This is a genomic window from Chitinophaga sp. 05T412 (assembly GCF_056396465.1).
Genome location: NZ_JBFTLN010000014.1, coordinates 1 through 24770, shown reverse-complemented (window position 1 = coordinate 24770; position 24770 = coordinate 1). Strand labels below are relative to the sequence as shown.

Sequence of the window (24770 nt, the reverse complement as noted above, 5' to 3'; positions counted from 1 at the left end):
CAATGAAAAAAGCATTGATAATAGATGATGAACGCCTGGCCAGGAGTGAATTGAAGAAATTGCTGGCAGATCACCCGGAAATAGTGGTGGTRGGAGAAGCTGTGAATGCGAAGGATGGTATAGAAAAGATAGAAACGCTGCATCCTGATTTACTGTTTCTGGATATCCAGATGCCTGACAAGACTGGTTTTGACTTGTTAGCAGAATTGGAGAAAACACCGCAGGTGATTTTTACTACCGCCTATGATGAGTATGCTTTGAAAGCATTTGAGTACAATGCGCTGGACTACCTGTTAAAGCCGGTAGAGCCCAAGCGTTTAGCGGATGCCATTCATAAGCTGCATCAGCAGGATGAGAAGGACCGCCTGGCTGCTACCGGGGGAATTCGCAATTTACTGTCTGAAAATGACCAGGTTTTTGTGAAAGACGGGGATCGCTGCTGGTTTGTGAAACTGCAGGAGATACGTTTGTTTGAAAGCGTAGGGAACTATGCCCGTGTGTATTTCGAAACCAACAAGCCTTTGATCCTGAAGTCACTGAATGCACTGGAGGAAAGACTGGATGAACGTACTTTTTTCCGTGCCAACCGTAAGCATATCGTGAATCTGCGGATGATCGAAAAGATTGATACTTACTTCAATGGCGGCTTACTGTTGGAAATGCGTGGGGGAGAAAAAATTGAAGTGAGCCGCAGACAGGCGGTAAAGTTCAAAGAAATGATGAGTCTTTAAAAAGAGCTAAAAGCAGAAAGCGTAAAGCAAAAAGCTATTAAAGCGAATGACCAGAGCGAGTATTTGTGAATACTTATCCGCTCTGGTCATTCGCTTTAATAGCTTTTTGCTTTACGCTTTCTGCTTTCTGCTTACAGAATGTACGGCGTCAGCAAGTTCCTTTATCAGGGAGAGATCTTTTTCAATGGCGTTACCTACCACAATGACATCGGCGCCGGCTTTGCAGTTCAGGTAGGCTTTTTCGGCGTCTCTGATACCACCACCTACAATGATGGGGGCTTGTACCTGGCTGGCTACGCGGCTAATCATGCTTTCGGTAATGGGTACGCGGGCACCGCTGCCAGCATCCATATATATTACTTTCATTCCCAGCATTTCACCCGCAATGGCGGTACACATGGCAATATCTGCCTTGTCTGCCGGAATGGGAGTGGTATTACTGATATAAGATACGGTAGTAGGTGCTCCCCCATCGATTACCATGTAGCCGGTGGAAATTACTTCCAGTCCACTTTTCTTAACGGCAGCTGCAGATACCACATGCTGGCCAATCAACAATTCGGGGTTTCTGCCGGAAATAACAGACAGGTAAAGCAGGGCATCAGCATATTTTGATACCTGAGAGGGGCTACCGGGAAATAATACAACGGGTATATCGCAGCTGGCTTTCAGCTGTTGTACGCATTCATCCAGATGATCGGAAATCACCAAGCTGCCTCCAAGGAAGATATAATCGACTTTGGCAGCAGTGCATTTGGCAGCAATTTCTATGATATCGGCAGGTGTAACCTTATCCGGATCAATTAAAACCGCGAATGCCTTTTCCTTTTTAGCCTTTCTTTCGATGAACGAAGTGTATATGTTATTGTACATCAATAGCGCATTGTTCCGGTTGTCGCAAATGTATAATATTTTTATTAATAACACACAGTGCTATATAAATAAGCATTCAATTCATTATCTATTCATGAACTTCATATATGTTATACAACTGCAAATTTTTTTGTTAAGGGCAAATTTTAAGCCGGATTTCTTTTGAGGGTATAACAATCGTGTTGGCAAACTGTTTGAGCAATTATCCACAATCTGTGCAAAATAAATGGAATGAGCCCCACATTTAAAAATTAATTTTAGAGTACTCCGCATTACTAACTCATTTGTATCACTTAAGAAAAAGTCATGGGCATGAAAAATCCAGTCAATAGTACTAGTGGTCTCGCGTTCTCCCGTCATTTTACTAAAGAAGGTGTGAGTCCTTACGATCAATTTGAGTATGAGCTCCGCTCCTCTGTTATACGTAATCCTGGTGGCGACATTGTATTTGAGATGAACAACGTGGAAGTCCCGGCGGCATGGTCGCAGATAGCTACTGATATTCTGGCGCAAAAATATTTCCGGAAAGCGGGTGTACCGCAGGCCGATGGCACATCGGGGCGGGAAACTTCTGTAAAGCAGGTGGTACATCGGATGGCCAACTGCTGGCGTGCCTGGGGAGAGAGATATGGTTATTTTGCTACTGAAAAGGATGCCCGGATATTTTATGAAGAATTAAGCTTTAGCATGTTGAACCAATCTTGTGTGCCTAATTCCCCACAATGGTTCAATACGGGATTATTTGAGAGCTACGGTATAAAAGGCAAGCCCCAGGGGCATTATTATGTAGAGCAACACACTGGAAAGCTGGAAAAATCTACCTCTGCTTATGAGCGCCCTCAGCCGCATGCCTGTTTTATTCTTAGTGTAAATGATGACCTGGTGAATGACGGTGGCATTATGGATCTCTGGATGCGGGAAGCACGTATTTTTAAATATGGGTCCGGGGTGGGTACCAATTATTCCCAGGTACGGGCTGATGGAGAGAAATTAAGTGGAGGAGGAACTTCCAGTGGATTAATGAGTTTTCTGAAGATAGGAGACCGGGCAGCTGGTGCTATTAAATCAGGTGGTACCACCCGGCGTGCCGCTAAAATGGTGTGCCTTGACCTGGATCATCCGGAGATCATGGACTTTGTGAACTGGAAAGTGGAAGAAGAGAAGAAAGTGGCAGCACTGATTGCAGCTGGCTATTCCGCCGATTATGAGGGAGAAGCGTATAAAACAGTGTCGGGCCAGAATTCAAATAATTCAGTTCGTGTTCCTAATTCCTTTTTCCGTGCGCTGGAAACGGACAGCGACTGGGACCTCAGGGCCCGCACTAACGGGAAACCCGTTAAAACAGTGAAGGCAAAGGATTTGTGGGATCAGATTACCTACGCCGCGTGGCGCTGTGCTGACCCAGGTACACAATATGATACGACTATTAACGAATGGCATACTTGTCCGCAGGGAGGGCGTATTAATGCCTCTAATCCCTGTTCAGAGTATATGTTTCTGGACAATACGGCTTGTAACCTGGCGTCCGTGAATTTGCGGCAATTCTTTGATGATAAGCGCAACCTGTTTGATGTTCCCGGATTTGAGTACACGGTGAGATTGTGGACAGTGGTGTTGGAGATTTCTGTGTTGATGGCGCAATTCCCATCTAAAGAGGTAGCGCAGCTCAGTTATGATTATCGCACGTTGGGTTTGGGCTACGCTAACCTCGGTTCTATGCTGATGGTGAGTGGCATTGCCTACGACAGTGAGGAGGCAAGGGGGATCGCCGGCGCTATTTCCGCTATTATGACCGGTGTGGCTTATACTACTTCTGCGGAGATGGCCGCACACCTCGGTACATTCCCGGAATATGCCGCCAATCAAGCTGATATGTTGCGGGTAATGCGTAATCACCGGGCAGCCGCTTATGATGCCGTAGAGGCCTACGATGGGCTGGAAATAAAGCCCAAAGGCATTAACGCACGCTATTGTGCAGATTATTTGCTGAAAGCAGCCACTAAAGCCTGGGATGAGGCGGTGAAGCTGGGAGAACAGTATGGTTACCGCAATGCGCAGACAACTGTTATAGCGCCTACAGGTACTATCGGGTTGGTGATGGACTGCGATACTACCGGTGTAGAGCCCGACTTTGCCCTGGTGAAGTTCAAAAAGCTTTCTGGTGGTGGATATTTTAAAATTATCAACCAATCTATCCCCACTGCTTTACAGAATCTGGGCTATACGGCGCATGAAATCAAAGCGATTGTGGATTATGCCAGGGGAACCGGCAGTTTCGCGGGAGCGCCTTATATTAATCATCAGTCGCTCAGTGAAAAGGGATTTATGGGAGAAGAGCTGAAGAAGCTGGATGCGGCAGTCACTTCTTCCTTTGATATCGCCTTTGTTTTTAATGTTTATACCCTTGGGGAGGAATGTTTGCAGCGGCTGGGATTCAAAGCGGAAGAATATTATAACCTGGAATTCAGTTTGCTGCATGAGCTTGGTTTTACAGATGCTCAAATGGATGCTGCCAACGACTTTGTGTGTGGTACGATGACGGTAGAAGGCGCTCCTTATCTAAAAGAAGCGCATTTGCCGGTGTTTGACTGTGCCAACAAATGTGGTAAGCATGGCGTGCGTTATATCCACCCGCATGGGCATATCCGGATGATGGCGGCGGTACAGCCCTTTATTTCAGGAGCTATTTCCAAAACCATCAATTTACCTAATGAAGCATTGGTAGAAGAGGTAGCTGATGCTTACCAGCTTAGCTGGCAGCTGGGGTTGAAGGCTTGCGCATTATATCGGGATGGCAGTAAATTAAGTCAGCCACTGAGTAATAAGAGTGATAAGAAAAAGAAGGTAGATGTGACAACATCCGCTACAGTGACCGATTTGAATGAGTTGAGTATAGATGAATTGTTGGAAGAAGTGAATAAGCGGATGCTGGCCAGCAGAGATACCACCTTGAAACGTCAGTTATCCAGGATTGTGGAGCGGCAGGCTTTACCGTCGAAGCGTGGCGGCTTTACACAGAAGGCGAATGTAGGTGGACAGGTAATTTTTGTGCGTACCGGAGAATATAACGATGGTACGTTGGGAGAAATCTTTATTGACCTGGCGAAAGAAGGGTCTACTTTGCGTAGTTTGATGAATTGCTTTGCAATAGCGGTTTCTGTGGGACTGCAGTATGGCGTTCCGCTGGAAGAATTTGTTGACAAGTTCGTATTTACCCGATTTGAGCCGGCTGGCATGGTAGATCATCCCAATATTAAATCGGCTACTTCACTGATCGATTATATCTTCCGGGTGTTAGGCTACGAGTATCTGGGACGTACGGATCTGGTGCATGTGTTAGATGCACCTGGTAATACGGGGGAAGATGACGGGGAGGACGCGCCTGCTCCACCGCCGGTAAACAATGCCGCAAGAGCGGTGCCGCGTGTAGCCAAAGCTCAGGCTGTCAGTGGGTTTCAGCAGGAGAATACTACACAGGATTATCTGAAAAGTATGCAAAGCGATGCGCCTGCATGTCATACTTGCGGACATATTACAGTGCGATCCGGAACTTGTTATAAATGTTTGAATTGCGGTACCAGCATGGGTTGTAGCTGATTGATGTTGCAACTTCTTGTTAATGATATGTTATTGTGCCTTTAAAATTTCAAAGAAAAATAACATGCCCTTACCTTTGTATTCAAATAGGGTTTTCATAGGATAGTAACAAATTGAGGGCGCTTTTCTAGGCGCCCTTACTTTTTTTAGAAAACACCTGATTTTATCTCTCTTTTTTGGACATAAGAAGCTCTTCTAATTTTCACTGTCCATATTTCTCATTTGATATTTTTCTGTTTAAGTCGATTTTGTTGCAGCTTTTATAATTACGCGCTCAAATATTTGATTTTTTCTAATATTTATACTTTTTACCACCTCACGATATAATTTTATTATATTTGTTATTGTATTAATTTTTATTATGGTTACTGTCCTATGAAAAACCAAATATTCCTACACCGCATGACTCCTCATGCACTGTAAATGACTCTCGAAAGCAATGGTTMGCCCATTGCTTTTGTTTTTTTAAGAGGTTTTGCGTGTTTTTACGCATATTTTTTTATCTGCTAGAAATCTCAAAATATAATTGTATTTTTAGACTCGAAAATTTGACACCTTATGAAAAAGCTGTTGTTAATGCTGTTGGTTGTTTTGGCCGCAGTCACATCAGCAAATGCCAACACTGGTTTCAATAACGGGGATAAGAACGGAGATAAAAACGGTGACAACAACGATAACCGGAATAACTCTAAGAACACTAGTAACTCTAAGCCTGTACGGGTAGAAGAATTTGTGTTAATGTTTCCACGGGTTGAAACAGCGGAGAAAGTTGATGAGGGAGAGTTGGAAAAAGCTATTGTGGATTTGTACAAATGGTATTTACAAAACGAAACCAAATTAAATACTAACGACTTCCTTAAAGGAAGCGGTAAGGAATTGGCTTTCCCTTTTAAGGTAGATCCCAAGACCTTGCAACAATATTTTCTGTTCATCAAGAAAAACTTCCCTGGTTTCGGCGAAGACGACCTGTCTAATGTAAAACGCGGCCGGAAGAAAGAAGCACCTGTTACTGTGCGTGATGAAATGGATAATCCTATGTCGATTTCAGTTAACAGATAAAATCGTTTTGCCAGGCGATAATGCATTTAGAGTTTAATTACGATAAGAGGGAGGTACTGCATGCATTGCGCTATCATTTTATGCGGAGAGGAGAGATTAAAGTCTTCCGCAATACTCTCATTATACTACTGCTAGCCACCTTAACCGGTTATTTCTTTCGCGTAGTAACTCCCAGCGCCCTTACAGGTATTGTACTCATGATCCTAATATTAGGATGGGTATTCTGGTATCTCCTACCCGTTTCCATTTATAATAAAGCAGCTACTTTTAAAGACCGTATACAACTTAATTATTCTGACGAAGGACTGTTAATATCTACGCGTGCGAGTGAGCACCAGCGGGCCATTAGTTGGAGCAATTTTTCCCAGGTAGTGGAAACCAGGAAATTCTTCTTTCTATACAGGGACAAAAAAACTTTCTTTTTGATTCCCATCAGTGCCTTTCCCACTGAGGAGGCGTATCAGCATTTCATTGGTATGCTAAAGGGCAAATTCAGTAATTACAAATAAGCAGAAAGCTATTATGGTAGATGATCAGCGCGGATTTTGTCTTTGTACAGAATCAGACTGATTATACTGATTTTTTATTTTTTAATTTAGAAAGATGGATAACTGATTGCGGCGGAAGATTCGCTAAAACGCGTTATCCATCTCCCTAAATTTTTAAAATAAAGTTATAGATCAATTGTTTGAAACACGCTGAAATGAAGGATGTGATTCATTGTTTTGGCACCGGAAGTGACTTGTACCAATTGATTCATATACCCGATATCCGCTTTTAGTTTGGTATTAAACTGATATCCGAATGCCGCCAGGAAGCGGTTCTGATCGAATAACAGGTTGCTGATATCATTTCCCCACAGATTCAGAAAAATTTCATCTTGCAGAGCAACATAAAAGGGCGTTGTTTCCTTTTTATGTTTAATAGCAAATTGTGTGCGGTTGAAATAACGGACGCGGTTACCATATTTCCAATCGCCGATAGCACCATGGGCGCCGGGTTTGGAAGGTTGAGACACCCAGCGTTGCTCTAATCGTACGCGATGGGTCATATCAAGGTGTTGGGCCTTATGAATATATTGTTCAAAGATCCGCTGTTCTGGTAACCAGGTATTGCTAACCCCATTATAAGTGGGCACATAGGCATAGCCTAATAGCATATAATCCTGTTTGGTGACAGCATATTGTAATCCTCCCCGTATCAAGAGTTGACCTTTGTTGCTGATACCATCTCTGATACGCAGCTGTACATCAAATGGAACTGCCCATTTACTGTTGATTTTTGCGGTACCAAAATAGGTATACCAGTTTTGGTAGGCATGTGTGACATCCTGTGCTGATACAAAACGGGCAATGGCCATCAGAGCCATTGTGAGCAGTACTTTCCTCATAATCGCTGAATATAGGTAGGGGTTAAAGATAAGCAAACCGGGGCTAAAAAAAGAAGGCACCTGCAGATGCAGGCGCCGATAGATTGTTGTTTAGCTATAGTTGATTGTTGTATCAAAATTTATTGTACCACAGTTTTGTCCCTTTTTTGTCGCCTCCGATAGCTGCCGCCGCCGCGTCGTAGCTAGTTTTATTCTGTGTTTGCTCAGATATCAGATAAGTTAAGCGATAGGGCACTATGGTGACACTTGGGTCCAGTGAGCCAGACACAGGTGCAATGAATAAGGGTTGACCGCCTGGTTTGCTGAAATGGAGCCTGGTTCTTTCAAACCATGCCTGAAAGCCTTGCGGATAAAGCGCCAGCCATTTCTGCGTACCAATTACATTTCTCCAGTCAGCTGCTACATAAGGCACATTAGCAATATATGTTTCAACAGCCGCGTCGGTAATGTCCTTGTTGTTAGAGAGCAGGCGCCAGTAATTGATGGAAGAACGGATACCTTTTGCATAGTGAGTAGCAGCATCATCTCCTACTTGCATGCCTCTTGCAGCAGCCTCAGCCAAAATGAATTCCACCTCCGAATAGGCCATCAGGATACCCGGCATTGTAGCGCTATAGATCTGCGTGCCAGGAAACGAGTACCGACCTTGTGAAAGCCTGTTGGTATCTGATGCAGCCCAGCCGTATGGCATTCCATTATAAACTTTGTCGTCTTTAGAAGGACGCGCGTAAATGCTGAGACGCGGATCGTTTACACTTTTCATGTAATTAACCAGGGTGGCACTTACAGAGAAATCAATAATAGCACGAGCAGACTCATTGTAAGGAAATTGATTGGGCGCTGCATCCAGGTATTGGAATTGTGCGTTATCATCGTTGCTGCTGAAAGCATCTTTATAATGCGCTTCGATGATCTGTTTGGCTTTTTCCGGGTTGGCATCTACCATGCGAATGGCCATTCTGAGCAACAGTGAATTAGCCAGTTTTTTCCATTTTCCTACGTCTCCCTTGTAAATAATATCTCCGGAATTGAAGCTGATCTGCGCAATATCCAGCACTTTTATCTGGGCCTGCAACGTGTCGATCAGGGCACTATAAACGGTTTTAGCGTCATCATATTTAGGCGTAATGTTCGTAGTACTCTGGAAGCTCTGCGAATATGGAATATTACCATAGGTGTCTGCCAGGATCTGGTAAATCCAAGCGCTGGTAATTTTGGCGATTGCATTCTGATTTGGCACACCGGTTTGGTCTGCTTTCGCATTATTTTGTTTTACCAGATCGTCCAAATTATGCAATGATACGCGGTACAATGTGTTCMAGAAAGCAGCGTTGTTACCTTCATCAAGATTAAACTGGCTATCATTGGTTCTGGAATTGCCCGTCCAGTATTGCGCATAGTTCATGGCGATGAAGCCATTCTGTAATCCGCTATAAAGCATATCCATGGTGCTTTTCTGCGCGCCGGTGAGCAAATATTGTGGTTCAGCGGTAGTTGGTTTGGTAGGATCATGGTTCATATCATCCAGTTTTTTACAACCAGTGACTGCCAGTGAAACCATCAGGATTCCTAAGCTGCTATATTTTAAAATCTTTTTAGTCATCGTCACAAAATTTAGAATGATACGTTCAGGTTTAATCCATAAGACCGGAGTGAAGGCAACGCCCCTCCTTCAATACCCTGCACATTAGATGCAGAGTTGAGGATGTTGGACGGGTCCACATTAGGTGCATTGGATTTAATTAACCAAAGGTTACGGCCATATACAGAAAGACGTGCCGCCTGAGCGCCAATTTTCTTATACCATGACTCCGGCAGGTTATAACCAATTTTAGCTTCTCTCAGGTAGATATAGCTGGCATCATACAAATTAGCCTTGCTAATTACATTTCCTCCGTTATAGTTGAAATGATCCTGCGCTGTAATTTTTGTGGTATTAGGATGACCATCGGCGGTTACACCCGGAACGATAATCCCGTTTTCACGAATCCCGTTTTCAACAGTAGATTCCAGCAAACCTGACTTGTTTCCGTACAGGTTAGTGTAGGAGAAGAAGTCGCCTCCGTGTTGGAAATCAACCAGCGCAGACAGATAAATACCTTTATACGAGAAGGTATTTGTAACACCACCTACATAGTCCGGATAGGCGTTACCGATAGGTTTGATTGCACTGGGTACATAACGTCCAAGTGCATCCACTACTTTTTGTCCGTTGAGATAAGTATAATCAGTACCGCGAATAGTTCCCAGTGGCTCCCCAACCTGTCCTACCACTGATACCTTTTGTGTACGACGGTCGGTACCAATGGTCAGGAAGGAAAGGGAAGTATTGTACTGTGCGATATTCAGGTCCAGCACCTTGTTTCTGTTGCGGGCAATATTGGCATTGATATCCCAGCGGAAGCCATTTTTCAGGCGGATGGGATTTAGGTTTAAGCCTAATTCAATTCCTTTGTTTTCCACGCTGCCACCATTTACATAAGCACCCGTGAATCCGGTAGCGGTGGGTAACGCCAATGTAATGATCTGGTCCTTAGTGACACGTCTGTAGTAAGTTAAATCAAGTCCGATGCGATTGTCGAGGAACTTCAACTCTACGCCGGTTTCCACTTCCGTAGTACGTTCTGGTTTCAGATCCTGATTATACAAAGTGTATGAGAACTGAGAAATTGGATTGCTACCGAAGGGCGGAACGAAATCGTAGGTATTGTAAATACGATAAGGGTCCGCATCATTACCTACTGCAGCCAGGCTACCTCTTAATTTACCGAATGACAGCCACTTCCAGTCCTTCAACAGGTCTGAGAAAACAAAAGAGAGGGAGGTAGAAGGATAGAAATATTGGTTATTACCTTTTACCAGTGTAGATGACCAGTCACTACGTCCTGTCAGGTCGAGAAACAGCAGATTTTTATATCCCAGGTTGGCCGTAGCGAAAACGGAATTGATTTGTTTCTCGTAGAATTGATCAATCGCCTGTGCTGGTTGTACAGAGTTGAGCAGGTTATACACACCTTTGGTGATCAGGCCCTGGACTGTGCTACCACCAGTAACCGTCCATTGACGATGCATAATATTTCCGCCGACGGTAGCATTCAGTTGGAAATCTTTACCAAAGTCTTTTTTGATATCTGCTGTTAACTGGTAGTTCATTTCGCGGTTGCCTCTTACGCGTTTGATATATCCACCAATTGAATAATCTTTTGCGGTTCTTTCTTCTTCGAGTGTATTGTAGTCATCCATAAATACGCGGCCGGAGAAGGAAAGCCATTTGGTCGCATCTACATCCAGGCCGACAGATCCAAACAGTCTGTTGCGACTATCTGTTTCGTAATCCATGTAGCGATTCCAGTATGGACCGTTGCTGGATGAAATACTTGGATCATCCCATGCGCGACGGTTCCAGCTAATCTGGGAACCATCACTGTATTGGTAGTTCTTTTCTTTTGCTATATCCAGCTGGCGTTGACCATACATGGTAAATTGTAAAGTTGGATTGGGCCCAGTAAAACCGGTGCCGGGGCGGCCCTTTACCTTTAAGGAGGTATAATTCATGGAGGCAACTGCCCTCACGCCTTTCGTTAATTCGTAGCTACCATTGAAGGAAAGATTATTTCTTTTGTTGGTAGCGTTCGGCAAAACAAATGTTTGATCCATATTACCGTATGACAGGCGGAAGCTTCCTTTATCGTTGCTACCAGCCATAGCGATATTGTTGGTAAGTGTAAAACCTGTTTTGTAAAAGTCTTTTACATTATTAGGATGTGCTGACCAGGTATCGGTTTTACCGAAGTTCGGGTTGTTTTTATTTTTATCCCATGACCAATAAGGACGGATGATTTGTCCATTCAGTTTTGGTCCCCAAGATTCATCTACTGCATATTGTGGCATGAGGTCATAACGTCCTTTGCCATTGTTATCATCGTAAGTAGCGCTTTGTTCATTGAGGAACCCTTCAGGGTGTTTGTTATAATACAGGGTATCGAATTTTCCGGCATTACCACCGCCGTACATATTCTGGTACTTTGGAAGAACAGCTACCTGGTCAATTTGAGCATTGAGGCTGTAGGTAACACCAATTCCTTTTTCCACATCCGGGCGTTTTTTGGTGGTAATTTGTAACACACCGTTGGCGCCGCGGCTTCCATAGAGTGCTGTCGCAGCAGCACCTTTGAGGACAGAGATATTTTCAATGTCTTCCGGATTGATATCCTGCATGGGGCTACCGTAATCGTAGCCACCGCCACCGTTTTGCTGGCCGGGATCATTGGTAACGTTATTCATCATGGGAACACCGTCGAGTACGAAGAAGGCGTTGTTATCGCCCAGGATGGACTTTACGCCACGGATAGTGATTTTACTGGCACCACCCATAGATCCGGTGTTACTACTGATTTGTACGCCAGGAACTTTGCCGGTAAGGGCATTGACGAAGTTGACTTCTTTGGCTTCCTGTACCGCATTGCCGCTAACTTCCTGTATGGCATAGCCTACTGAGCGGGGATTCTTTTTAATGCCGAGGGCGGTGACTACTACTTCTCCCAACACTTTTTTAGTGGCATTAGAAGGCACCATGGTGATATTCAGTTCGCCTCTTTTTTCGATGGGAATTGTTTGTTCGCCGAAAGTGGGAGCTGTTACCAGGATGGTATCTTTGATACCCGCCTTGATAGTATAGCTACCTGCAGGATCTGATTGTGCGTTGAGTTTAGTTGTTTTATTGCGGATAATAGCGCCTGGAATCGGGGTGCCTTTATCATCCTTCACAGTTCCGCTGAGGGAGAATTTTCCCACTTCACTTTTTGCGGTAGCTGGGTCTGGAGGGAGGATGAGGGCGGTATCCTCTTTCGGTTTAGCAGTAGTAGTTTTAGTGGTATCAGGAACAGATTTGCTGGAAGTGTCCTGTTTAGGTTTAGTGGTATCCTGTGCAGGAGCCGCTTTGGCAGCGGTATCTTGCCTGGGTTTTACACTGGTATCAGCTGCAGCAGGCTTAATCACTACCGGAACGGTGGTATCAGCTGGCAGTTTGGCGGATAGATACCCTTCGGGTTTTGCGTATGCGCTGCTGGAGGTATAGCAGAAAAAGGCATAGCACAGCCCCGACCAGGCTAGTACATGGCTTCTCATTGTATAATTAAAGATTTGGTTACAAAATTTTTTGACAGGAATCCTATACTGTCTATTGTTATATTGCTTGATCATCAATATAACAATACAATCAAACGGGCTTCTACAATGGGTTGCAAAAGCAAAAAAAATATTATTTCAGGTTTTTCCTCATTTCGTAGTGCGGAATGCCCACCTCTGTAAATTCTTCTCCACAAAAATCGTATCCAAGCTTCTGATAGAAGCCTGTGGCTTCTTTGCGGGCATGCATGGTAAGTATATCGAAGTTGTTTTTACGTGCATATGCTTCTGCGAACAAGATAATTTCTTTGCCGGTTCCTTTTCCTTGTAGGGCTGGTGAAACGGCCATCTGGCGCAGCTGTACAGTGTTTTCACTTATTGGTGTAAGTATGCAGCAACCTGCCAGGATCTCTTTGTCATTGAGGGTAGTGAACCCTGCAATGAAAATATCATTTATTTCCTGCTGCAATTGTTCTGCTGTAAAGCTGAGTCCCAGTGGTTTTCGGAGTACTTCATTACGAAGATCCAGCATGGTATGATAGTCACAACTACCGTACTCGAGTATACGAAAATCAAGCATATTTTTTTGTTATTGTTATGTACGGAAATTTAATCAATTACAAAGTGAGTAGTTGATTTGCTACAGTACTTTACTTACAATTGTCGGGAAGACAAATAGCTTGCCAACAGGGAATCAGGGATGTTGGGAGTTAAAGTAGCTGACAATGAGTTGATCTACTGATTTTACCTGTAACATGTCGTCGTTTATACGGAGTGCGTTGGGATGTGTATCAGTGCAAATGACTTTTTTAATGAGGCCACTTTGTTTGATTTTTTCAAATCCATTACCTGCAAATATGCCATGGGTGGTAATTACACAGATATCTGCGGCGCCAGCGTCATGATAAGATTGTGCGGCATGAATGAGTGAGCCACCGGTGCGGATCATGTCGTCATAAATGATCACCGTTTTATCTTTCACATCGGCGCTGATGGCGGTGATGGCTGTTTCGTCGCCGGAAAGACGGCGTTTAAAAGCAAAGGCGGCAGGAACGTGCATATCGTTGGCGAGAGATTCTACCCACTTTGCTCTGCCGGCGTCTGTGCTGGCGAGGACGAAAGGGTTGCCTGCAGCCAGTTCTAATGCAGCATTCATGACAAATTCTTTTGCATATAAATGAACCGGGCGTACATCGTTTTCGAAATACCAGGTGATGCCATCTACATGGAGATCGATCATCACGATCCTGTTGCCCCGTGAGGTATTGGGAAGAGAAGAAAATAATACGGCGCGCGTTTTCGCTTTTACGATTTCTCCGTATTTCACTGCCCTTTCCATAGTAGAATACCCGAAGAAAGGAATGATGATAGTGAGCGAATAGGCACCTAGTTGTACACATCCGCTGGCCAGATCATATAACTCCAGGGTAGCCTGATCGTCAATAGTACCACCAATTAAAATCACTTCTTTATTGCTGACATTACTCAGTATACGGTGATAATGTTCCCCATCGGGGAAATCACGTATCTCTAATTCCCCATTTTCCCAGGTATTTCCTGTGATAGCCAGGATCTTGTTTTTTAGATACTGGTAATGTTGTGTGGCAAAAATGATCTTCTGTGGCATGACTTTTACAGATATATCTGTGATAATGGTAAAAATAAGTGATTGAAGGGATATTTATAACGTTGATAATTAATATTTTTGTCCATGAGCACTGTCGTTTCCCCTGTTTTTTAACTTTTCATTAGCGGGTGGAACATTAAATTTGAAGGATTACTATATTCATGATTCGTTTTACAGTATATATCGGAGCACTGTTTTTTTTCTTTTTCATTGGCATGCAGGTCACTGTCGCACAGGTGCGGTTGTCTGGTATGGTGGCGGATCAAGAGACTAAAACGGGATTGCCTTTTGTTTCCATCGTAAACAAAAGGACCATGACGGGAGCACTCAGTAATGAAAGTGGCCGTTATTATATGGAAGCTATCCCAGGGGATACATTGGAGTTTTCCATGTTAAGTTATGCGACTAAACTAATCATCGTACCGATGTTATCTTCCACGCAGAACGTATACATGGAGAAGCGATTGTTTGAGTTACAAGGGGTAAATGTGAGGKGAAAAARCTATCGTAATGACTCGATGGCTTTACGTGATGAATATGGGCGTTATTTCAACTATCACAAGCCGGGGGCTGTGGATGTATTGAAAACCCTGCCAGCTAATCCTATTACAGCATTGACCTATCTGGTGCCCAGTAAGGTCCGTAAACGGAAGGAGCAATTTCATGAGCAGTTGCTTTATTGGGAGAAGGAAAAATATATTGATTATCGCTATTCTCCTGAATTAGTGGAAAAAATGACCAAATTACAAAGTCCCGAGCTGGATTCCTTTATGTATAAATACCGACCGGGGTACCAGTTTCTTAATAGTGCTTCAGAATATGACCTGATGTTATATATTAAGCAGTCGTTTGAAACTTATCAGAAAGAGAAAGCTGCCAGGAAGGAACCTTAAAGAAATTAATTACGCCACGCGATATTAGCGTGGCGTACTTGTTTATAATGTATTGTATATACTTCTAATACATATAATTATATATTCGATTGTTACGCTGTACACGCAGTTGCTCCAGCAGTATGTACTAAACCGATACCAATTGCTCTTTACCCTACGACGTTGTTATTCCGCCCTGTATTGCTTTGCACCGGAAACTGCTATATCATTGGGTAGCATCAATCGTAATATTATTATTCAGTAATTCCATTTCCATTTTTAATGCAGGTAACGAGAAGTAATCGTGTTGTTTGAAGTAGTCGGCCATTCCGCTATCATCTATCAAGAAGCTGTTTAATACGCCATCCGCAGGCCATATTCTTGGGTTTTGAACTACGAATCGGCGATAGAGCGGATCGTATGTATTGGCAATGTAAGCAGCAATTTTTCTTTTTTCGTCCCGGGAAAAATGATAGGCGTTAACTTTAAGAAAAGTATTATAAGACTCATCGTATAGTGCAATAGCATATGAACTCAGCGCATCTGCCATTCTATTGTCGTTAATACTAGTATGATCTGTAATCCATTGTAAGAGTTCTTCTTTTACTTCCAGTACACCGGCCGCGTTTTTTACAAAGATGATTTCTCCTACGAAGCTCCTGCGATCCTCGTCCAGGTCGAGGTAATCTTTCATGACGAGGTCGTTGATTTTAGGTTCTTTGGTGTAGCCGAATGATTTGACCAGTGTTTTGAGGAAGTATGTGTCTTCATGCAGGAGTTGAGCAAGATCGGGTTGACTGTTGTTGAAAAGGTATTTGTTGCGGGCAATAATGTTTGGATGAAGATCAATTTTATAGTGATTACTGTCGGTGAGTTCTACAAAGTCGCCTAGAAGCGGAACCCACGTTAGGCATTTATGTTTCGGAGAAATAAAGATGTTTTCGACTGTGTAATCGAATTCCCCTCCAGTAGTAGTTTCTGTAGTGTCTAATACTGTTATGAAACTGCTATGGAATTTAATCAACGAATTTTTATGGTTGAAAATATCTCMGAAAATGCTGATTATCTTATTTTGAAAGCTAGAGTCGTCCAGAACTTTAAATCCATTATCTTTCAGGCCCTGAGAGATGATAGGAAATGCAATGTCAACATCCTTATCTGTATAAACGTATGTTGGAGGATTTCCATCTTCTGTAGCTTCGATATGCTTTTGGAACTCCATATGAGACTTGATGGTATCAATATTCATACTGTATGTTGTTTCGGGGATTGCAATATTTCCTTTCTCAATAGCTTCAGGAGCCTTTTTATTCCTCAGTTGACAATTAGTTAAAAGGAATATTACAAGAAAAGTAAACGTTGTTTGTAATGACTTCATTTTGCTGTAGTTTTTCTTAGCCCTAAATGAAAGTGGTTCTGGTGTACTTCCACTGACTTACCTAAAGTATTTTTAATTTTTTCAGTAAAGGCATAATTCTTTTCAAAATCCCATTTTTTAGCAATTGAAAGTATATTCTCCAGAACATTAATAAACTCCTGTTTGGAACCGTACGCTTTCCTGGCTTCGCTCCATAGCACTTCTCCTCTCCTGTTGCTACTGCCAGGATATCTAATATCAATATCATTGCCATCAATATGCCCTATGTGTCCAATATTCCGTTTATTACTCGCGGAAATATCATTGTAATATAGCATTTCCTTGTATCCGTTTTTGGGTAAAGAATAAAAAAATCCAAACAGTGGCGCTGCTATGTGCGGAGCGATATAGTTATCACCACCACTATCTCTGTCGCCATATCGTCCCCAATTAGGGCCGGTTTCCGGAAATGGGAGAAGACCATGTTTATTCTTCTCCAGATGGAATGATTTTATCAAGCGATTGGATTGGTATACATCGTATTGATATTTGTTGCTGTCAGGATTAGCTTCGACACATTTATAGAAGAAGGTATCCGCATGTATAACATAGCGGTTCAAATTTCCTGCGGCAGCTTCTGAAAACTGGCATGACCTTACCCGGAACACAATAGCAGTACTGTTTTTGAAGAACTCGTTTTTTTCCTCATAATTGCTTTTTCCCCCTGATATAATTCTCTTGCCAACTGCCTGGCTGATTTTTCCTGTCGATTCTTTTTGGCGGTTAGCCAGATGTTGTATGCCTTTCCACTTCCAGAATGCCATGGCAGAAAGAACTGCTATTTTCATGTCTGTAGATACCAGATCAGGGTGTCTGATGATATCTGCTTCTTCTTTATTGGTATAAGTATTTGCAAAAGCATAGGCATCGCGACCCGTGATCTGTATAAGTCCACGGCCTCTGAAATGCCATCCATCTCCTTTGGAGGTATTACCCAGCATTTTACCGGTAGCTGTATCGGGGCCATATGCGTAGTTGGCGATGTTTTCCTGATTTACATCGCTTACGCCGGGAATAGCTGGTTTTCTTACACTCCTCCCCCATTCTTTCGCTTTCTTTTTTCCTTCGACGGTGTTGAATGGGGAAAAATGTTTGCATAAATCTTCCCAGTACCAATTGAAATTTTCTCCATGCCTGATATGAAGTGCCCGACCACTTTCTACACCTACCTGGGCAAAGAAATGCGCCTTATTCCAGCAGGTATTCATTCCTGTAGCTTTCATATAACGGTTGTAAGTATCTGCTACCATTAACAGGTCTGTATTGTTAGCTTGTGGAAACATGGTTTTCAATTGTGCCAATGTGATGTTTTCATTACATGCGGGACATTCTTTGAGGAGCGTATCCGCTGCTAAAGATTCCCCGAGTATAGCTGGTGCATTCTTCCGGCTAAGTTGATTCAGAAGTCGATCCAACCTGTCAGACAGCTTAATATGCTKATAAAAGCTGACACTATTAGGGTTTAACATATTGGCATCCGCTATTTCGGCGGGATATAAGAATTTGCTGCCGGTTGTTTTGATTACCACATAGAAGCAACGATAGAAATTGTCTTCTAATGGGTTGCCGGTTTTTAGTATGCCTGTATCTATTACAGCATTACATAACTCATCGTTGTTTATTGTGATGTTATTGCTGTATCGGCACTGGTCTTCGTCGAGAAATTTGTTTTCCCATATTTGTAATAGTAGTTTCTCACCTGCCAGATTACTGGTTTGTATATGTATTTTTATCTTTTCTCCATATTTGTATACTTTATAGGCAGGATAGTTATGACTATCATATAGCGTTACGGCAATGACTTCTTTCGTCGCTTTTATGCGAAGGGATTTTCCTGTTTCCGCATTTCGTTTATTGCTCTGTATTTCAGGAAACCAGTACTTTTTGTTGTTGCATTGGATGGTTTTCATATTAGAAAACTGGATACTGTTTGCTACCTGTTCGATAGCAAACAGTAAGTTGAAAGTGTCCCATTCAAAACTCAGTGTGGTTAGTAATGGTTTCAGGCTGTAGATGCTGATATTCAGTTTCAATTCGCCAGTTCCATCAAAGGAGACCGATCCAAGGTCTTTGATGTGGTATATGCTGTTGGCCAGATTGGCTTGCAGCAGATGTATACGTATCTTTTCATTAGCGGCCATAGGGGCGCTAATCGTAATATTGATATTTTCACGCCATCCTGCGGATGGTTTGTAAATTCCTTCCAGATCTGCGAAGCACCAACGGCTGATGGTGGCATAGCAGGCGTTGATTTCCAGTGATTGTTTTGACGCGCCCAGGCTCGCAGTTACGGAGAAATGTCCGGGCTGCGTAGCTATCGCATTTTGAAGTATGGTACTACCTGCACCATATGGTGTCCACATAATAGGACCATCCAGTGTATCATCATAAGGCATTAATGTTTTGACGGAGAGTTGATAGCATTTACCGACTATCCAGTTGGTCGTACCGTTGATTACTTTGATGGATAGTAGTTCGTTGTTTTTCACTTCCAGCTTCCAGGAACCTTGCTTTACGATTTCGGTGGAGCAAGTCCCTGATGTTGGGTAACTTAAACGGGCTTCGACAAGATATTTGCCTGGGAGAGTAAAATGAGTATCGCCGTCCATTGTGATGGAAGAACCGATGCCTAGTTTTTTTCCGTTCAGCGTCCATTGAGTGGATGCAGTGTTACCCAAACATTGCAAGGGACCAGGTATAACTGCATCGACATGCAATTGAAGGGATGTCCTGGGTCTGATCAAATGATTGGTTTTCGATATGGTTGTTTGTTTTTCGGGGGTTAAAGTATGGGTAATTGTTTGTGTATACTGAGCACTACACATCATAGCACTCACGAAATAAGTTGCAGTGGTATTGGGAGGTGTGAAATTTATACTATCTGTAGCTGAAATAGCGATGATATTGTTGCAGGTATCGGCAATCTGAAATGAAACACTTTGGCGCTCCGACCGAATAGGAGGCGTTATTTCATATACCGCCGCTATTTTCACCGGCGTACCTTTTTTCAACAGATGTGTTTTGTCTGTCGGTATATCTGACATCCCGCCTGTTATTATCAATTCATCTTTCAGGTGATTAAGGGTTGCAGTAATATCCAGGTAGGCCTTATTACCTTTTTGTTCTTCGCCGTAAGCAGTAACACGATATTTACCTGCTTTGTCTAGCGTAAGGTTTAACGAGGGGCCATGCTTTTCAAAGGAAAGTAATGTGGTATTGTTGTTATGATCGTTGTATACTTTCCAGCTAACCAAAGATTCGTCCGCTTTCCCCGGATTATCATATTGGCTTACATAGAAGAATAAGGACTCGTTAATTCTTACGATGACTTCCGGGGGCGTGTTGTCTTTTATGTTGCAACTGCTATAAGTATTTGCTGGAGTACGATTTTTCAGTTCCAGGCTAATGCTGCGTATTCCTGGCAGCTCCTGTACGGGTGCTTTTACCGGCACCAGTGGATTAAGGGCAGATGTGCTTTCATTGGATGTTTCTTGTCCGGATAGCGTGTCTACAGTAACGGTTTGGCCGTGATGGCGGATGCTGATACAGGGACTTCCGGATACGGCGCAAACGGCTTTACTGTCTTCCGTGAGTATTTGTCCGTTATTGGAAAGTGTAATATTGGAGGAATAATCCAGCCATTTTGTGATAGCAGGGATGCAGGTATTATGAGACAGCTTACACATGCCAAATGTGGGAGGCAGGAACGGATGGCCCGTTTCTTTAGTACTGGCAACGGCTTTAGTGGTACCGCTATAGTCGTTGATATATTCCGTGGCAGTAGTCACCTGTAGTTGGCTGCTGGTGTCGCCGAAACTACATTTACAGATGGCTCCCTGTACTACAAAATGTTTATCAGCCATTTTACAGGTTATTAGTATGACGATATGGTTAGTTTACAGAATGGATTATTGGTGTTTTTTTCGGAATCGTATTCCATTCTTTCTGCCATTCACGATAACCGATTTTCCGGAATGAATACAGAGTTCTCCGCTGCTATGCCAGCGGATGTTTCTACCCGTTTCTGTATAATTTTTGCAGATTACGAGTATGTTGCCAGTGGGGTTGTGGTGCATGATGTTGGGGATTAGAAAAGTTTAGATTTCTCGCTACTTTGAATATTGACAGTTTGCTCCGCGTGGAGTAGTATATCATCTTTGGTGCTTGCTACCGTTATGGCTGCTGCATTTTTCTCTATTTCTCTAGCCTGTATGTTTATGTTTTCCAGTGCTGTTTTCGTGATATTAGTAGCAGTTAGCCGATAGTCATTTACGGTATATTGGCTTAAGCAATCGCCCGCGCAGTGGGTCATATTTTGCCCGGCGGTATGTGTCATGTGAAAGCCGGCTTGAGCATCCATGTTTTCAAGGGCGCAAAGGCTGATATTCCGCGCTGTTATTTTAATATTTTCTGGTGYGGAGAGGGAAATGTTTTGGCCATGGGTATCCATCGTGATTGTATTACCTCCTTTGTCGGAAATGATGATGTGTTCCTGCTGGCTGGTGTCATCAAGGCGAATAGTATGGCCACTACGGGTTTTAATTACTTTTACATTATTCATGTCATCTCCATAATTGGTCCTGGAGTTTCCATTGCTGGCGCAACCGGTAGCGTAGGGCGCTTCCGGATTTCCTCCTTCAAAGTCGACCCATACTTCTTCATTTATTTCCGGAATGAAGTAAAAGCCTTTGTCTTGCCCACCATGCGGTTGATGTAGCCTGATCCAGGGTGTAGCACCGTTTTGCCATTGGAATCTTACCCGGATTCGTCCAAGTCCTTTAGGATCGAAGTTGTCGGTTACTATCGCACTTTGTGCTTCGCAGTAAGGTGTATTATGCAGGTGCATGGAGGGAGTGGCTACATCCGCAGGAATACCTTCAAAGGTATTGTAGTAGTTCCCGTTTCCATTGCAATGATGTTCCAGTGTGGTCAGTACAAATTCTCCGTGGTCTTCATTGGTGATCCACTTCTCGCGTATATTGATGATGTTCCCCGGTTGTAAACTGGTGTTATTACTACGCCCTTTTATAAAAACCATTTGAGATAGGCGTGATTGCTGATATTGTTTGGCAATCGCTGTCAGTTCGGCGCTGGCATTACCTGAAACCGCGAACGGAACTTTGTAATAGCCAGGTTGCGCAAAGAATTTATTACTTAGATCATATGCCTGTTGTGAGTAAGTATTGCAGGAGGGTAGATCAAGTTTGTCTGATTCTTCTTCCAGGAATTGTTGTAGCCTGTATTCATAGGCATGAAGTAATTGCTTACCAGGTAATATTTTGCATTCGAGTTGAAATTCAGAGAGATCCTCCTGGTGAGTGAGTAGTGTTCGTTTAGGTTTGTATTGTCCGAATATAATTTGTTGCCCGTTATAGAAGAATGGCTCTCCATAGCGTGCGGAGAGGCGATGGAGGAAGTCGAACCCTGTTTCTTTGTATTGTACAGTATACTTTAGTGGATGAATGATCACAGGATTGACATGTGGGTTCATTGGTACGGGGTAGCTGGTTTTAAAAACGGCATGAACAATCGTTGATAGTGTTTGCTCTTCAAATGATTGAGTATGTGGATTCCCTGCAAGCAGAATAGTTGGGCTGTTTCCCCGTAAAATACAGCTACCGGTGATGCCATCTTTTTCTTTGCCGGCGCTTACGTTGGTAATGATGCCGTTGAATGAAAGCGGTTTGACATGTAAGGTAGTTTCAATCGGTTGAATGCTGATGTTGATTTCCTTTCCAAGCAGTGATTTTCCCGCTGCTATTGGATTTGATCCTTGTTGGAACAGCCAGTCGTATCCAATGCCCAGTTCAAATTCATGATGCGTTGTCATGGATTGTTTTAGGTGAAGAAATTGGAATTGTTCGAATTGTTGCGTTCCTACAGATACAGTTGTTTTCGTGAATATGGTCATGTTTTGATGATTAACAGGCTTGAGGATTTCTTTGGGAGAGGATATGGTTGTTTGGGAAACAAACATGTAATCGAAATTAGGTAAATAATTTTATTTTCAAAAAAAATAATTAAGAATCCTACCTAAAATTTTTAAATAATATTCTTTTATTGAAATTTTAAATATTTTTTTATACTTGTGAAATCCTTTTCTGTATTGGGTTTTTATCGTGTGGATAGTCTGTGGTGAGAAATATTTTTTTATAAGTTTTTTGTTTTGTTGAAAAAAAATATAATTTCGCTCATCAATAAAAAACGAGAATAATCTTTTATTCTCCTGTATTCTGCGAGCTTTTAAGACAAAGCTCTTATCGCAGCAAGCATTCCATCAGCTAGCCAATGTATGTGTATCAGACAAACCAAAGGGAAACCTGGAAGTAGTTTGTATATTTTTTCGACTCATTGAAACGAGCCGTGGGAAGAGAAATCTGATCATATTTTTTGGGTTGATAGGGAATGCGTATCAAGGAATAACTTAACTAACGTTGACGTGAAAATTGATATTGTGAACTAAATGGAATAGTTAGCGTTATTGTAGACGCCATTTGGAAATATTAGTAAGGTAGGCTGTTCGGCTACGCTTACTGATACGGAAGGAGAGGTAGTTGTTGTATGACATTTGTTAACCTTGGCGAAAAAGTAGCGTATCCCTGAAATTATTGTTAGGTAATTGATCTGACATAATTTAGTATAATAGATAGCCTCAGAAGAATATGTATTCTGGCGCTTTTGTAACCCAAAAAAGGCGAAAATTTAATGTACAATCTGTCGAAAATGCAATTAATGCAACCAAAATCAAATTATGAGGTGGTATGGAAGTATCCTGATCGACCAGTTATCAAGCACCTTTTAGTGCCTGAATGAGTCTACGCTGAGCAAGCGTAATAAGAGGATCTCTTTACATTTGAAAGACCGGAAATTTAGCGAAGCCCGTAGGCCAGGCTTGATGAAAGCTATGTAAATAATTGTTATGAAAATACTTAGAAAGAAAGACACTGTATTAATACTGTCACGGTATTTAGATTATTTGACTTTAAACAACTTGACCTCGTTAACCCAACGATGATGTGTAGCCCTGTGCTGCATGTGGTAAGGATTGGTGTATAGATGTAGCCAGGGCTGATATCATCAAGTTAGCATTTCATAGTTGATGGGTGACTATCCAAAAGTTTTCGGTATACACTGCTTATAGTGCTTGTCGTTGATAAGGTAGGATATCCATGACTGCGGTAGTTGATTCGTTGAGTGATTCGCGGATAGGAAGTGCTATGTGTGGTAGTGATGTTCATGCCGTGACCGTTGTAGTTGATTCGTTGAGTGGATCGCGGATAGGGAAGTGCTATGTGTGATAGTGATGTTTATGCCGTGACTGCGGTAGTTGATTCGTTGAGTGATTCGCGGATAGGGAAGTGCTATGTGTGATAGTGATGTTCATGCCATTACCATTGTAGTTAATTCGTTGAGTGGATTGCGAATTGGGAAGTGTTATGTGTGATAGTCCCATTCATACTACGTATAGTCTTTGTAGTTATAGTATTAACTTTTGTTAGCCCAGTAGTGATGTATCGCCTTACTGTGTGTAGTATGTTGTGCTGTGTATGGCAGTAAGGCGGTTATCATTAAATCAGAAAAGGTGGTATGTATGCATGGGTTATTTCAGATAGTTAATTGTTATTGAACTTAAAACTACTCGTTAGATAATAACTGATAAAATTATGTCTTTATGATTATGATATTATTCTGTTTAGATATTCAAGTACCGAATAATCCTGTAGCTAGTGTTAACCCAACGATGACCTGTTACCTCCGCCGTGTACTGCATGAAGTGGACATCGGTCCGGCGAGGTGGCAGTCATCACATGTGTCCCTGGTAAAGATGAAATGTATGCATTTTTTGGTGAGTGCATCGGGATGTTACTTGCCTGGTTTGTTAACCCAACRATGACGAGTTGCCTTCGCCGCGCACTGCATGGATTTTTACATCAGTCCGGCGAGGYGRCAGTCATCACAAATTCACGTTAGAATGAAGTGTGTGATTATTTGATTTATAGTGACGAAAGCAACCTGTTCTCGTAAACAGTTTGTTAACCCAACAATGACGAGTTGCCTTCGCCGCGCACTGCATGGA

Annotated in this window: 14 protein-coding genes; 5 read left to right on the top strand and 9 right to left on the bottom strand. The window is 42.6% G+C overall.

Annotation, left to right across the window (positions count from 1 at the left end; translation table 11 throughout):
- Positions 1-2 precede the first annotated feature (2 nt).
- On the top strand, positions 3-731 hold the full coding sequence (locus AC1DFM_RS26195; RefSeq protein ID WP_291920193.1) for a LytR/AlgR family response regulator transcription factor: 729 nt from the start codon (positions 3-5) through the stop codon (positions 729-731).
- 111 nt (positions 732-842) lie between these two features.
- Here the strand turns inward: AC1DFM_RS26195 and AC1DFM_RS26190 are convergent, their stop codons facing one another.
- Entirely contained in the window at positions 843-1604 is a 762-nt protein-coding gene (locus AC1DFM_RS26190; RefSeq protein WP_477079725.1) for a phosphoglycerol geranylgeranyltransferase, read from the bottom strand.
- Between the two features lie 312 nt (positions 1605-1916).
- On the opposite strand from AC1DFM_RS26190, the gene AC1DFM_RS26185 reads away from it, so the two are divergent.
- From AC1DFM_RS26185 to AC1DFM_RS26175, 3 genes are all read left to right on the top strand, one after another.
- Positions 1917-5201, top strand: a complete 3285-nt coding sequence (locus AC1DFM_RS26185; RefSeq protein ID WP_477079724.1) for a vitamin B12-dependent ribonucleotide reductase — start codon at positions 1917-1919, stop codon at positions 5199-5201.
- Positions 5202-5759: 558 nt separating this feature from the next.
- Positions 5760-6260, top strand: coding sequence for a hypothetical protein (locus tag AC1DFM_RS26180; protein ID WP_477079723.1), 501 nt, complete (start codon positions 5760-5762; stop codon positions 6258-6260).
- 20 nt (positions 6261-6280) lie between these two features.
- A complete protein-coding gene (locus AC1DFM_RS26175) occupies positions 6281-6769 on the top strand; it encodes a YcxB family protein (protein ID WP_477079722.1) in 489 nt (162 codons plus the stop codon).
- Between the two features lie 164 nt (positions 6770-6933).
- Here AC1DFM_RS26175 and AC1DFM_RS26170 read toward each other — a convergent pair whose 3' ends face one another.
- The 5 genes from AC1DFM_RS26170 to prs all read right to left on the bottom strand — a co-directional run bounded on the left by AC1DFM_RS26170 (position 6934) and on the right by prs (position 14404).
- On the bottom strand, positions 6934-7650 hold the full coding sequence (locus AC1DFM_RS26170) for a DUF2490 domain-containing protein (protein WP_477079721.1): 717 nt from the start codon (positions 7648-7650) through the stop codon (positions 6934-6936).
- A gap of 112 nt (positions 7651-7762) precedes the next feature.
- On the bottom strand, positions 7763-9253 hold the full coding sequence (locus tag AC1DFM_RS26165; protein ID WP_477079720.1) for a SusD/RagB family nutrient-binding outer membrane lipoprotein: 1491 nt from the start codon (positions 9251-9253) through the stop codon (positions 7763-7765).
- An 11-nt stretch (positions 9254-9264) separates the two neighbouring features.
- Entirely contained in the window at positions 9265-12777 is a 3513-nt protein-coding gene (locus tag AC1DFM_RS26160; RefSeq protein ID WP_477079719.1) for a SusC/RagA family TonB-linked outer membrane protein, read from the bottom strand.
- 133 nt (positions 12778-12910) lie between these two features.
- Entirely contained in the window at positions 12911-13357 is a 447-nt protein-coding gene (locus AC1DFM_RS26155; RefSeq protein ID WP_477079718.1) for a GNAT family N-acetyltransferase, read from the bottom strand.
- A gap of 114 nt (positions 13358-13471) precedes the next feature.
- Entirely contained in the window at positions 13472-14404 is a 933-nt protein-coding gene (gene prs, locus AC1DFM_RS26150; RefSeq protein ID WP_477079717.1) for a ribose-phosphate diphosphokinase, read from the bottom strand.
- Between the two features lie 161 nt (positions 14405-14565).
- Here prs and AC1DFM_RS26145 point away from each other — a divergent pair, with 161 nt between their 5' ends.
- A complete protein-coding gene (locus AC1DFM_RS26145; protein ID WP_477079716.1) occupies positions 14566-15297 on the top strand; it encodes a carboxypeptidase-like regulatory domain-containing protein in 732 nt (243 codons plus the stop codon).
- A 205-nt stretch (positions 15298-15502) separates the two neighbouring features.
- On the opposite strand, the gene AC1DFM_RS26140 is transcribed toward AC1DFM_RS26145, so the two are convergent.
- The 3 genes from AC1DFM_RS26140 to AC1DFM_RS26130 form a co-directional block, all read right to left on the bottom strand.
- The gene (locus AC1DFM_RS26140) at positions 15503-16654 is read right to left on the bottom strand and encodes a hypothetical protein (RefSeq protein ID WP_477079715.1); all 1152 of its coding nucleotides are present in this window, start codon (positions 16652-16654) and stop codon (positions 15503-15505) included.
- Complete coding sequence (locus AC1DFM_RS26135) at positions 16651-20556, bottom strand: PAAR-like protein (protein WP_477079714.1); 3906 nt, start codon at positions 20554-20556, stop codon at positions 16651-16653. Before AC1DFM_RS26135 ends, AC1DFM_RS26140 begins: the two co-directional genes overlap by 4 nt.
- A 224-nt stretch (positions 20557-20780) precedes the next feature.
- Positions 20781-22604 carry a type VI secretion system Vgr family protein gene (locus AC1DFM_RS26130; protein ID WP_477079713.1) on the bottom strand — a complete coding sequence of 608 codons (1824 nt, stop codon included), beginning with the start codon at positions 22602-22604 and terminating at the stop codon, positions 20781-20783.
- Between the last annotated feature and the right edge of the window lie 2166 nt (positions 22605-24770).